Annotated in this window: 6 protein-coding genes and 1 rRNA gene; 5 read left to right on the forward strand and 2 right to left on the reverse strand. The window is 37.7% G+C overall.

Annotation, left to right across the window (positions count from 1 at the left end):
* A 5S ribosomal RNA gene (gene rrf / locus D0817_RS19525) occupies nucleotides 1–84 on the forward strand; the annotation flags it as partial.
* 938 nt (nucleotides 85–1,022) lie between these two features.
* On the opposite strand, the gene D0817_RS19530 is transcribed toward rrf, so the two are convergent.
* Both D0817_RS19530 and D0817_RS19535 read right to left on the reverse strand, forming a co-directional pair.
* Complete coding sequence (locus D0817_RS19530) at nucleotides 1,023–2,042, reverse strand: proline-specific peptidase family protein (RefSeq protein ID WP_127340043.1); 1,020 nt, start codon at nucleotides 2,040–2,042, stop codon at nucleotides 1,023–1,025.
* A gap of 115 nt (nucleotides 2,043–2,157) precedes the next feature.
* Nucleotides 2,158–3,804 carry a tetratricopeptide repeat protein gene (locus tag D0817_RS19535; protein WP_127340044.1) on the reverse strand — a complete coding sequence of 549 codons (1,647 nt, stop codon included), beginning with the start codon at nucleotides 3,802–3,804 and terminating at the stop codon, nucleotides 2,158–2,160.
* Nucleotides 3,805–4,383: 579 nt separating this feature from the next.
* On the opposite strand from D0817_RS19535, the gene D0817_RS19540 reads away from it, so the two are divergent.
* The 4 genes from D0817_RS19540 (at nucleotide 4,384) to D0817_RS19555 (ending at nucleotide 14,146) form a co-directional block, all read left to right on the forward strand.
* On the forward strand, nucleotides 4,384–10,983 hold the full coding sequence (locus D0817_RS19540; RefSeq protein ID WP_127340045.1) for a S8 family serine peptidase: 6,600 nt from the start codon (nucleotides 4,384–4,386) through the stop codon (nucleotides 10,981–10,983).
* Entirely contained in the window at nucleotides 10,932–12,146 is a 1,215-nt protein-coding gene (locus tag D0817_RS19545) for a T9SS type A sorting domain-containing protein (RefSeq protein WP_127340046.1), read from the forward strand. Before D0817_RS19540 ends, D0817_RS19545 begins: the two co-directional genes overlap by 52 nt.
* Before the next feature lie 145 nt (nucleotides 12,147–12,291).
* On the forward strand, nucleotides 12,292–13,446 hold the full coding sequence (gene porV / locus D0817_RS19550; protein WP_127340047.1) for a type IX secretion system outer membrane channel protein PorV: 1,155 nt from the start codon (nucleotides 12,292–12,294) through the stop codon (nucleotides 13,444–13,446).
* Between the two features lie 187 nt (nucleotides 13,447–13,633).
* Nucleotides 13,634–14,146: an NAD(P)-binding domain-containing protein gene (locus tag D0817_RS19555; RefSeq protein WP_161568447.1), complete on the forward strand. Its 513-nt coding sequence runs from the start codon at nucleotides 13,634–13,636 to the stop codon at nucleotides 14,144–14,146.
* Nucleotides 14,147–14,148 lie beyond the last annotated feature (2 nt).

The raw sequence follows: 14,148 nt of genomic DNA on the forward strand, positions 1-14,148 counted from the left end.
CCTCTTCCCATCCCGAACAGAGTAGTTAAGCCCGCCTGCGCAGATGGTACTGCAGTTATGTGGGAGAGTATGTCGTCGCCTTTCTTTTAAAAATCCTCATCATTTATTTGATGGGGATTTTTTGTTTTACCGCTGTTTTTAACCGCAAGGTACGCAAAAGAGTTCTTTGGAATACGGTTAGATCGCAAGGTACGCAAAGCTGTTCGGGAAGTATTGGAATTTGGGGCTTGCCCCGATGGCTATTAGGATTGGAATTTTGTATTTATATTGATGCTTGGATTTAATCGCAAGGGCCGAAAAGGTTTTTTGAAATACGGTTAGATTGCAAGGTACGCAAGGCTGTGCAGGGAGTATTGGAATTTGGATCTTTTTCCGATAGCTATCGGGATTGGAATTTTGTATTTATACCTCAGTGCGTTAGGGATCGCAGCGGTATCCTTTTGCGGGAACCCCCAAAGTCCTGAAGTAACAACCAAACCACTCCCGCAAAAGATTTAGCGAAGAGCCCGGCCCGAAGGGAAACGCCCAGATGTAATAGCTGATAATGTATTAAGAAATTATTTTGTTGGATGAATTTAGCCGCAAGGGCCGCAAAGATTTTTTGAAATATGGTTAGATTTCTAGGTGCGCAAAGGCTGTGCGGGAAGTTTTGGAATTTGGGGCTTGTCCCCATGGCGATCTTAATTGGGATTTTGTATCGATACCTCAGTGCGTTAGGGGTCGCAGCGGTATCCTTTTGCGGGAATCCCAAACCTGTGGAGAAGCCGAACTAAAGCAATCCCGCAAAAGATTTAGCGAAGAGCCCGGCCCAAAGGGAAACGCCCAAATGAAATAGCTGATGCTGTACTAAGAATTGATTTTGCTAAATTAGAATTAGATTTTTTTAGCTATTCCGGGTGTAGTAATTAACGATTTGCAAAGGGATAATAAAAATATTCTTAAAATATAAGTAACCGTAAGTATGTAATAAAAAAAACAGCTACAAAAGTATTGTAACTGTCTCATTATTTTTTTTTCAGATTTTACAACTTATTATCGTTGACATCATTGATAAACTGGATAACTCCGCTCATAAAAACTTTTTGATCGTCCCACATGGCCAAGTGACTTCCGTTTGGACAGTATAAATAACGTCCATTCTGAACTAGCTTACTTTGCTCTTCCATTGCTTTAGGATCCATCGTATCATATTTAGCGCCAATCATGAGCGTGGGAATCGTAATTTCGTGCAGGCGATTCTCAATGTCCCATTTGGCTAATCGACCGCTTATGCCAAATTCGCTTGGCCCCTGCATCAATGTATAGATTTCACCATTAACGTGTTTACTGGCGCGGTTTAATCCGTCTGGCCATTCTTTTAATCTGCACAGGTGTTCTTTGTAGAAATTAGGAATTAAAAGTTCCATATAACGTGGATTGTTAAAGTCTTTTTTAGCTTCCAAAGCCCTGATTTCCGCTAATATCTCCGGTTTCATTTGTTTGGCTAATACTTCATCAGCATATTTGCCATATTCCGGAGCACTGGCTACCATATTGGAAACTAATAGTCCTTTTAGATTTTTTTGGTATTTCAGGGCATACTCCATCGCCAGAATACCTCCCCACGAATTTCCCAATACATAAAAATTATTTTTATCTGCTCCAATAGCTTTTCGAACCTGCTCTACTTCTTCCACAAATCTTTCGGTGGTCCATAAGCTGCTGTCCTTTGGCTGATCACTGTAATAGGATCCCAATTGATCGTACTCGTAAAATTCGAAACCTTCACGCTGAAAAAATGTCTCAAAACATTCCATGTATTCATGGGTCATTGCTGGTCCTCCGTGTAATAATAATACTTTTATTTTTGGATTACTACCGAAACGTTTTGTCCAGACTTTGAATTCTCCAACAGGTGTTTTAATTGGAATCATTTTTACACCGGCTGATTCTACAGCGCCCTCCTGCTTATAGGTGAAATAGTTGGAAAGGGTATCTGATTTGGGTTCGTTTTTGCAGGAACTAAAAACTAAGAGTACTAATAAGAGGAGAGTGGAACGCATATTTTTTGAAATTAAAAGGATTGAGGATTGAATTTCTTTTAAACTAAATTACAAATTAAATTGATAAATAACTGTGCTATTAAGTAGCCATTCTTTTTGTTTGATATAATAAAATCTATATGTTTTCTAAAAAAGTTACCAAGTTAATATCTTCATTTTGGATATTGAGTTTCTTTCTCAACCTTGCCCTTGCCACATTCAGACTGTTATAGGATTGACGTGTCAGTGCGCAGATTTCTTTTGTGGTCATGTTTAACCTTAAAAAAGCACAAATCCTTTTCTCATTGAGTGTCAAGTCCGGATATTTAGTGTTTAATCGTTCATAAAATTCGTTATAAACCTGACTAAATCGAACTTCAAATTCTTTCCAGATATCGTCATCCTGGGCGTTTTTAATGTCTATTATTATCTTTTGAATAACTTCCTGATCATTTTTCTTCATTTGCTTTTTCAACTCCATTAAACGATTTGAAATTTCAGTATTGAACTCGTTCTTTTTTAGGAGGTACATGATGTTTGTTGTAAGCTCTTTATTCTTAAATTCTAATTCTCTTTTTAAAGTGCTTTCCCGTAATGAAAGTTCCTTGTTACTCAATTCTGCACTTTCTTTTGCCAACTGCTGAATTTTGGCTTTGGTTTCCTGAAGCCGATACATAATGATAGCGATAATGATTCCCAGAATTAAAACAATAGCGATAATAGAATACACAAGTTCTTTTTGGCTTTGCGCTATTTTTGCAGTTTGGGTTTCTTTATCAAATTTATACTGCATTTCGGCGCGCGTAATTTTTTTTTGATTTTCTTTATTAAAGAGGCTGTCACTTAAGGACTTATAGGCTAGATGGTACTTGTAGGCATTTTCGTAATCTCCTTTTCCGGCCATTACAAGACTGAGTTCATCTAACACAGATGCTCTTGAAGACGATGAATTCGCTTGTTTACATAGCGTAAGACTTTTAAGCAAATACTCTTGTGCTTTATCGAATTGTTTTTTTTCCTTATAAAGCCTTCCTAAATGGTAATTGGATTTACATAGCCCAAATATATCGGCCTCTTTTTTTCGGATATTAAGTGCTTCTATAAAAATGGCTTCAGCGAGGTCATAGCGTTTTCCTTTGAGATAAATTATTCCCATATTGGAATATAAAGAGGACAGATTTTCATTATCCTTTGCCTTTTTGCTGTGCGTCGAGGCCTGCATAAAATATTCAAGGGCAATATCTGTCTGGTTTTTATTATCATAAATAATCCCAATATTATTGAGTACTTTTCCTTTGATCTGGTGCTCTTTGACTGGATTCTTTATGATTTTTTTATCCAGTAAGTCTTCGACCTGCTTGAATTTTACAAGGGCTTTTTCAAAATCTGTCTGATAAAAATAGACTAAGGCAATGCTGTTATAGACTTTTAGGATGTCTTTTTGAGGAGGGTATTGTTCATAAATTTTCAGTGCTTTTAGCTGGTATTCGAGGCAAATATCAATGTTTCCTTTTAAAAGATTAGCATTTCCAATATTGGAATACACCCTCCCTAAAAGGGTGTCTGTAATTTTTTTTTCAAAGGGTAAAGCCTTTTTATAATAGAACAAGGCAGAATCCAGGTCTTTTTTTTCGACTATATGTCCCATTTGAAGCAGCAGATCCACCTTTTTATCGGGTTCGGTACTTTTCTGATATTGAAGTTTAAGACGATCAATATTTTGTGAAAACAGTACTTCACAACAAAACAGTAATATCCCTATATATATCTGTGAATACTTCAATTTAATTTAGTTTTATTGGCTAAACTATGAATTATTTTCGAGTTTTAGCATTATCATTTATGGGATTTGTAAAAACTTTTTTTTAAAATAACAACATCATCACCTGTAAGGTTTTAAAATATACAGCAGATTATTTGTTCCTTATTATTTAACGGGAGAATACCCATTAAAAATAATAGGACCTTATAAAAATGATGATTTTACTACTACTTCCAATTCTAAAATTTCTATTCCGCTATACCAATGCGTAAAAAAGCTTTGCGCAAATAAACTGATTTTAAATAGGCTGAAGTCCTGTTTTAATTCTATATAAGTGAAAGTTTTTAATCCTGTAAAGTTTTTGTTTACAGTCTCTTACGTTTTATTGTTACACAAATGTAATGGTGGTTTATTCTCTATATATAAGATGTAACTATTCTTTAAAGTCTAACTGTTTGATTTTTCCATATTCTTGTTGCGAAACATTTAATGTTTTGTTTAAATAGCTGACTATTTATAAAAATTTAAGAGTAGTATTTGAATTTAAATAGGAGCTATTGCCAATACATTGAATTATTAACTAACCAAAAAACAACTTTAATGACAAATTATTACAAAAAGGGAAATCGATTATTATGGTTTTTTATTTTTTCGCTTTGGTCTGTTTTTTCTTTTGGTCAGCAAGCGACCTTTAAAGAAGGTGTCAAACAAGGTTCTGTAAAGATTAAATTTTCAGGGCAATTGTCACAAACTTTAAAGAAGATGAATGTGACTACGGGGAAAAAACTGACAACAGGAATTCAGGCTTTTGACAAGGTCTCTGCTAAAGTTGGAGCCCGAAACATGCATAGGCTGTTTCCTGAAAATCCTAATCCGATATTAGAAGCAAAATTGCGAAAGCATAAACTTGATTTATGGTATGTTGTAGATATTGACGCGAACCAGAGCGTTAAAGAAGCAGTTCAGAAGTATAAAGGAATTGCTGAAATTGAGACTGCTGAAACAGAGAAGCAAAAAGTGCTTTCGGATTATAATTTTACACCAGTTAAAGGTATTCCTAAGAAAACTTCAGGAGCAGCTTCTTATTTTAATGATCCAAGTTTGCCGGATCAATGGCATTATAATAATACAGGACAAACGGGATATCCGAATGGTTCTGACATTAATTTATTTAAAGCGTGGGATGTCGTAAAGGGTAATCCAAATATTATAGTTTCAATACACGATCAGGGAGTAGATATAGAGCACCCGGATTTAAAAGCTAATATCTGGACCAATTTAGCGGAGCTTAATGGGGTTTCCGGTGTTGATGATGACGGAAATGGTTACACGGATGATATTCATGGATGGAATTTTGACAAAAATACCGGAGCTATTGAAGCGCAACCGCACGGAACTCACGTAGCGGGTACAATATCAGCTGTAAACAATAATGGCATAGGTGTTTGTGGTGTTGCCGGAGGCAGTGGTAATAATGATGGTACTAAAATAATGTCAGTGCAGACATTAGCAGGCGGAAGCTTTGAGGAAAGTTATATTTATGCAGCAAATAATGGTTCTGTAATTTCTCAAAACAGTTGGGGATATACCAGTCCGGGAAATTTTGATGAATCAATCAAAGAGGCTATAGACTATTTTATCGCTGAGGCGGGAGATTTTCCAAACAGCCCAATGAAAGGCGGAATTGTAATATTTGCAGCCGGAAATAGTAACTCAGATGCTGATTGGTATCCGGGACATTATGAAAATACTTTATGTGTAAGTTCTATCGGACCAAACTGGGAAAGAGCCAGTTATTCTAATTATGGTACCTGGGTTGATATTGCAGCACCGGGAGGGGAAACGGATTTGGGTTCAAAAAATGGCGTTTTAAGTACATTGCCTAAAAATCAGTACGGTTTTTATCAGGGAACGTCTATGGCCTGCCCACACGTTTCGGGTATTGCAGCATTGGCTTTAGCCAATAGAAAAAGCCAATTAACGCCAGAAGTATTAAGAACCAAACTTGTCACAGGTGTTGTTGATATTGATTCGCACAATCCGGATTATGCCGGTAAATTAGGTTCCGGACATATAGATGCATTTTTGGCCATTCAAAACAATGCAGGTGTTGCTCCAAATGCTATTACTGATTTAGCTTTAAAAGGAATCGCACAGGAATTTGCTAATTTATCATGGACCGTTCCAACTGATACAGATGATACAAAACCTGTTGATTTTCGTATTTACTACAGTACTTCGCCTATAACAAAGAACAATATTGCATCGGCACAATATGATATTATTAAAAATACAGCTTTGCCGGGGGAAATTATTACTCATTCGGTTAACGGACTTTTGGGACTTACATCCTATTATTTTACCGTCATTTCGGGCGACAGATGGAATAATTTATCTGAATTATCAAATATTGCTCAGGGGACTACTAACGAAGGACCAAAAATTGCTGTAGATGATAATAGTAAAGACATTGTAATTAATGTGGATGCCAGCACATCCTTTAAGGGATCACATGAAATGACTGTTTTAAACAACGGAGAAGGTGTTTTGAGATGGGAGTTTGCAGCTCGTCATAAAGATGCTTCTCTTTCCTTTTCTGCAAAAAACATACATTATCCTTCTGCAAAAACAACAAAAGTTGCGGCTGCAGGTAAGGTAGGCAGAAGAAAATCTCAGATTGCAGCAGCTTCTAAAACTGCAACTGCTAAAGCTTCTGAATTTACTCCGCAAGAAAAAAGTTTTTGTGATTACCCTACAGATCTTATTGGAGATACCGATGTGAATATTCCAAATTCAGCTGCCACAAAATACGTGGTCAGCGAAACGGATGGTTTCAATCTGACACAAATCGTAAGTTACCTTCAGGTAGATCCTGCATTAGGTCCTGTAGTTTTTGAGGTTTATAAAGGAACTCAGCTTAAGAAAGAAAATCTGATTTATGCACAGGAATATATGCCTGGAAGTGCCGCTCAGGGTTATGCATATGTTACGTTAAAGGAACAATTGTATTTTCAGCAAGGAGATACTTTTTGGGTTGTGATGCATATTCCGGCAGGAAATCTTTACCCTTTAGCTATTGGTTACGAGAATGCACCGGAAGGATCAGATAATTGTTTTATTTCTTTTGACTCAGGGCAAACCTGGGGACCATTAGGCGTTGCACTGGATACCAATGATTTTGCATGGTTCAGTATTGCAAGAAGCCAAAACAAATATTTAGGCGAATATCTGTCGTTGGATCCTGCTAACGGAGAATTAAACGGAAATACAACACAAAAAGCAACTCTTTCAGCTGATGCATCAAAACTGATTAACGGTACTTATCATGCCAATGCTATTTTAAAATCTAATGATGGAAAGAACAGAGCGCTGAAGCTTCCGGTTACTGTTAATGTAACAGGTCAGCAGGCGGTTCTTAAATCTGTTGAAAAACTGGACTTTTCCAGTGTTTTTAAAGGGACTTCCAAAGAAATGGAATTTGTAGTTAAAAATACAGGATTGGGTAATTTCAATGATATTGCAGTAAATATTTCTAATCCAAATTTCCAGCTTACCAGTTCAGCTCCGAATCAGATTACTGCGGATAGTGAAGTGCTCCTGAAAGTTAAATATACACCAAATGCTACAGGAAACGATAATGATTTTGTAACGCTGACTTCTGCCAGCAGCCAGAAAACATTAAGAGTTATTTTATTCGGCGTAAGTGCTGAACCTGCCAAAATAGTGGTGGAGCCAATGACGCAATTGATTGATAATGTTGCATTGGGAAATCAGGTTACTGCTTCGGTTACCGTTAAAAACGAAGGCCAGGCGGCATTGAAATATTTTATTCCAAAATATGACCAATCCGGAACAAGTGATACGTGGGAAGGCGGTTATCATAAATACGGATATAAATACCGTACAAATTACGCTTCTGAAAGTGCTCCATTAGCTTACGAATATCAGGACATTTCAGGTTCCGGAACAGATATCACCAATTATTTTAAAGCAGAGGCTGACAGGTATTTTCCTGTTGAAATGGGATTTGATTTTCCTTACTATGCTGAAAAAATGAAAAAACTGTATGTGAGTTACAGAGGTTTTACAACTTTTGATGATACCGTAAGGCCTATTAATGCTCCGGATTTAGATGGCGCGCCCTATTCTCCAAAAGGATATATTTCCCCTCTAGGAACTTTTGTTGAATTGGCTGCCGGAGGTACTGTTTATTACAAAGTCGAACCGGATAAAGTGATCGTGCAATATACCAATCTTACCGATGGATCCTCCGGAACTTTAACGGCACAAATGGTATTATTTGCAGATGGTAACATTCGTTTCTATTATGACAATATTACTTTTTCCGACCAGGATTTGGCTTATCTGAACATTTTGATCGAAGATTATGCGCAGACAGATGGGATCTTGGTAAATAATTATAATAAAACAACCAAAATTTACTCAGGACTGGCTTTAGGATTTGATTATCCGGGACCGGATATGATTGCTTCTGTCAGTAATGCCGGAGGTATTTTGTTACCGGGGGAATCTGCTAAGATGGATGTTGTTATGGAAACAGCTGCTTTGCATGAAGGGACCATCAACCGATATTTAAATGTTGTTTCTACAGATCCGTTAAATACTCAGGTTAATCCTTTGATTCAAATTAACATCACAAGCGGCGGTAAAGCCGAGCTTGCTGTCTCTCATACAGCGATTAATTTTGGAGATGTCTTTCAGGGAGCCGTTGCTGCACGAAAATTTGATATTAAAAATAACGGTACTGCACCAGTAACCTTAACAGGATTTGCTTTAGACAATGCTAAATTTCAGGTTACCGGCGAAACAACTGCAACTATCGCACCTGGATTTAGTAAAGTGTATGAGGTAATTATGCCGACAAATCTAGTGGCTGATTTAAGTGATGTATTGCGAATTACAGATAATAAAGGGGGTAGTTATACGATCACACTTTCAGGAAAAGTATTAGATCCTCCTGGTATTACTGTTACAGATTTAGATCCGATCACGACGACTTTACAATATGGACAAACGGCTAAGTTTCCATTAAAAATAGAGAATACAGGGATTGCCGATCTTGAAGTAGTGGCTACAGGAACGAGCTGGCTGACTGCCTCTGTGCCGATAAGTCCTGCAGAAGCTATTCCAAATTTTACCTATAGTTATGAAACTTTTAATGACGGAACAAATTATCACTGGATTGATATCCGTAAAACAGGAACTCACCTGCCATTACCGGAAGATATTTTTGATGTCGATCAGTATTGGAATAAAATATCATTACCGTGGTCTTTTAATTTTTATGGTAAAGAGTATACGGATATAAATGTTGGTACTACGGGATTATTGACTTTTGATACACCGGAAGACAGTGCCGCAATGAATGATATGATCCCAACGGATTTGTTTAAAACCCTTATTGCTCCTTATTGGACATTTGGTGCCTTTGATACGACAACATATCCGGCAGATGAAGTAGGCGTTTTCTATTATAGTGATGCTGAAAAGATGATTATCTCATGGGAATATTTTTCAAATTTCTTTGGAGGCTTGGGAGATCCGACTTCGGCAGAAGTTATCTTTTATAAAAACGGGACGATGAAGTTTCAATATAAAGTGAATGGAACTTCAGATCTGACCACTAATTTAACTGCAATCGGACTTCAGAATGGCGATCATTCCGATTTTGTTGTTATGTCTAATCGTGCAAATGTTAATCACGGAAAAGGATTGGCTTATGTCATTAATCCGGCGCAAAAACATGTTATCCCGGCAGGCACTACTTTAAATGCTCAGATTGATATTGATGCACGTAATATCTATGCCGGCGAATATTCATCTAACTTAAAATTGCGTACCAATGTTCCTGGTAAAGAATGGCTTGAAAAACCAATTAAATTAACGGTAACAGGGGCACCAGTTATTACTTCAAATCCTGAAGAAATAAATTACGGTGAAATAATGGTTAATCCTGCTGCGAGCTACGCGCGTGAGTTTTTAATTCAAAATTCAGGTGCTGAAAACCTTTCGATAACTGCTATCGCTATAGAAAGTGGTGCTGCGGAATATACCCTTGAGACCTATGCCTTTTTTGAAGACTGGTTTGGGGGAGGGTACTGGAGCTGGGCCAATATAAATGACCTTGCAGGCAATTACCCGGCAATACTGCCGGGAGAAAACTCTAAATTCAGAATTACATATGCCCCGACGGCAGCTGGTTCTGTAATTGATCATATTGTTATTGAAAGCAATGCAACAGTAGCAAAAATGAGGCTTCCAATAAAAGCGGAAGTGATCTTACCTCCGGCTTTAGCAGTACAAACGAATGAAGTTAATAGTGTTGTTAATTATTTAACGGACACCGATACACAATTTGCGACTTTTAGTAATAGCAATGGTGAAGGGACTTTAAAATATGAATTGAGTATTGACTACTTAAGAAAAGCCGCAGCTGGTATCACTTCACGTCCTGAAACAATGGCAAAAAAGGCAAAAACCGCCAAAGTTTCTTCTATCGTACGATCTTCTCCTGCGCCTAAAGGAGGAACTGCAGTATACGCTGATCCTGCCTTTAACAGAGTTTTGGCTCACGAGGATAAGATGGCTGCAGATACTCATTTTGGTTATGACGGTGGAGAGCCTTTCACAGCGGCAACACGATTTAATGCCGGGAAGGACGGCTTTACTTTATCACATTTCCAGACTTTCATGTTTGCAATAGATAAACCAGCAGGAACAATTGCTTACGAAATACGTGCAGGTGGTTCTTCTGTTGCCGAAGCGACTATAATTGATCAGGGTTATGTGGATTATGTATATGAAGGAGATAAAAACGGGGCATGGGTAACATTGCCTATTAAAGAGCCAAAAGGAATTTATCCGAACGAAGACTTTTACGTTGTCATAACGTATCCTTATGAATTGCCTTTTGTACAAGGTGCGGTCGAAGGAATTACAGACACACCCGGAAGATACACTTTGGTGGATGGTGAAGGTAAATGGTATGATTTGCAGGATGCTGATTTATACCCTGGTCATGGATGGATGGTTAGGGCAGGTGAGGAAAAATACACTTCTAATGCCTGGGTTTCAATTAATGGCCTTCCAGACGGTGCTGTGCTCCGGGTGGGAAAAAAGAGGTGCAATTGGATTTTACTGCTGCTAATGGAGTACGTGGAGACCAGCATGCTGTTTTAAAAGTAAGAACCAACGATCCTGTAAATACAGTGGGTCAGATTCCGGTTAACTTACATATTAATGAAGCGCCTGTTTTCTCTAATGTACCTGAGGAAGTTACAGTGGTTAATGAGGCTTCTGAAGTAATCGTAAACATTGGCCTGACCGATACAGAAAATCATAAAATTACAGTTACATCTCCAAACGCACCTACATGGGCAACATTTGAAGTGACTGGTGGCGAACTTGCAATAAAACTTGCTCCGGGTTATGAAACTGCCGGAACTTATACCTTGAATTATACTGCTATTGATGAGCTTGGAGCAGCTGCAGAAATGGCGTTCGAAGTGAAGGTTTTGAAAACCAACAGGGCACCGGTAGTGATTTCGTCTGAAGAATTGGTTTATTCTAAACTGAACTATTTTGATGTACGTCAGTTTGCGGCTTATTTCTCAGAACCGGATGCCGATAAAATGACTTTCAATGCTACAGTAGCAAATGAAAATATTGTGTCAGTTACAATAGGACAGGAACTTGGTCAATATGTCATTGAAACACATGCTGCGGGTGAAACCCTATTAACGCTGACAGCGACAGATATTTTCGGATTAAGCACTGTACAGCAAATAAAAGTTACCGTAGTAAATAATCGTGCTCCTCTAGCGCTTGGTGCACAATCAATTGTGTTTAACAAATTATCCGTACAGGAAGCCTATAATTTTGATACTTATTTCAAAGATCCCGACGGAGATCAACTGACCTTTATGGCGACTGTGGCAGATCCGGCAATTGCATCAATAGCCACATCAGGAAATGGTTTTACAGTTGAAAGTATTTCAAACGGAGAAACAGAACTGCTTTTAACAGCTACAGATATTTACGGGGCAACTGCAGAACAGCGTGTAACGGTAATTGTGAACCAGTCTGAAGTTATGGAGCTTAATATATTCCCTAATCCTGTCGTAAACATAGTAAATATCAAATGGACAAACCGTTGGGCCGGAGATGTAACTATTGATGTAGTAGCTCTGAACGGTTCAACTGTGCGCCAGTTTAACATTGAAGATGTGCAGCTTAAAACGTACAGCCAGTTAGATTTGAGCACTTTACCAACAGGAGCCTATTTTCTGCATGTGAGCGGAAAAGAGGGAACATCTTCAGTTTTCAAATTTATAAAAAGATAGGGGAAGTAAATAATGAAATGAAATAATGAAATGCGCAGCGATACAAGATGTAATGTTTTATAGAAATTCTTCTTTATTCCATGCAACAGATTTTGTATCGCAGGGCGTATTCCGATTTCAGTCAAAAAATAATTAACAGATACACATGAAAAAAATATTTCTTTTATTTTCACTACTACTTGGAGTTGGAAATTTAGTTGCACAAGGACAAAATAAGGCAATTACTACGGGAGTTCCTTTTTTACAAGTCTCGGCAGATGCCAGAGCATCCGGTATCGGAGATATGGGAGTTGCAACATCAGCAGATGTTTATTCGCAACAATGGAATGCGGCAAAATATCCTTTTTCCGAAAATAAATTTGGTGTTGGACTGAGCTACACGCCGTATCTGTCCTCTTTATCACATGATACAGGGCTGCTGAATTTAAATTTTTTCAATAAGATCAACGAAAGAAGTTCGTATGCCTTCAGTCTGAGGTATTTTGGATTAGGGGAAACCGTATTCAAACAAAATGAAGAGGAGCAGGGCCAGATTATGAAACCAAATGAATTGGCTTTTGATGGATCTTACTCCCTAAAATTAAGTGAAAAATTTGCAATGTCCGTGACGGGTAGATACATCCATTCGAATTTACAAATTCAGGAAGCCAATCCTGATGCGCGTGCTTCGGGTTCATTTGCCGTTGATATTGCAGGATTTTACCAGACACCAGAAATGGCTTTCAAGAGATTCAACGGGATTTGGCGAGGTGGATTTAATATTTCAAATCTTGGACCTAAGCTGAAATACAACGGGGATACCGCATCTGAAAGTTTTTTACCGGCCAATTTGAAATTAGGAGGAGGTTTTGATTTTATTTTTAGTCAGGATCATACGTTAGCCACTTCTGTAGAGTTTAATAAACTGTTGGTCCCGTCTCCACAGGATAACCAGACCAATGCAGTATATCAAAAAGCAGGCTTTGTAAAGGGAGCATTTAACTCGTTTACCGATGCACCGGGAGGTTTTAGCGAAGAAGTAAAGGAAGTAACCTGGGCACTTGGACTTGAATATTTATACCAAAAATCTTTTGCATTACGAACAGGGTATTTTCATGAAAGCAGTGAAAAAGGCAATCGTAAGTACTTTACCCTTGGAACCGGATTTCAATATAAGAAGGTTAAATTTGACTTTTCCTATCTGAGCTCCGCTTCTAAGCAGAATACCGCATTGAATAATGTATTGCGGTTTTCATTATCCTTTGCTATTGGTGACACTATTCTGGAGCATAAGGAAGAAAAGGAAAAAATTAATGACTAAGGCAGTCAGTACTATTTTGTATTGAGGTTGGTATAAATCATCCCTATAGAACAGTTTGTTTAAAAGAAAAGACTGTTTTATAGGGAATTTTCCAAAGACATAATGCCTGGTGTGAATCAATAGCATTATACGATAGTATCGGTCTCCTCCAAAAAAAAGAATAAGGACAAACAAATAAATGTATCAGATGAAAGTAGGTATCATTGGAGTATGCAGCATTACGTTGGATTATGCCGACAAAGCGGCCAGATCGGGACATGAAGTACTGATAAGCCATATTCGCAACAACAGTTGTTTTAAAGAGGTCGTTCAAAGAATCGGCAGCAATGCAAAATTGGTAAGTGTAAACGAAGCGGCGAAATCGGATATTATAATCCTGTTTATTCCCCGCGAAGATATTGATGCTTTAATGCATGATTTACCGGATATGACAGGAAAAATAGTATTGCACACCAATAATCTAATTTTAAATTTAGATGTTCCTGCAGAAAAAACAGGAATAAAATCTTCAAGCGAAACAATAGCTTCCCTATTGCCAACAGCACATGTGGTAAAAATATTTAATGTATTAGAACTACATAAGCAAAACCAAAATAAGTACGAAATCTTTGATACGGCAGCTGATCAGGAAATAAAAGACCGGGTGATTGGTTTTTTAGAATCTTTAAATTTTATCAGACCAGATGTTTCAGAATTATAGTT

Origin of the sequence: Flavobacterium cupreum, assembly GCF_003996965.1 — a bacterium.
GTDB lineage: Bacteria > Bacteroidota > Bacteroidia > Flavobacteriales > Flavobacteriaceae > Flavobacterium > Flavobacterium cupreum.

Coding starts and splice junctions, on each gene's coding strand:
- D0817_RS19530 (WP_127340043.1), bottom strand. CDS start 2,042: ATGCGTTCCACTCTCCTCTTATTAGTACTCTTAGTTTTTAGTTCCTGC.
- D0817_RS19540 (WP_127340045.1), top strand. CDS start 4,384: ATGACAAATTATTACAAAAAGGGAAATCGATTATTATGGTTTTTTATT.
- porV (WP_127340047.1), top strand. CDS start 12,292: ATGAAAAAAATATTTCTTTTATTTTCACTACTACTTGGAGTTGGAAAT.
- D0817_RS19555 (WP_161568447.1), top strand. CDS start 13,634: ATGAAAGTAGGTATCATTGGAGTATGCAGCATTACGTTGGATTATGCC.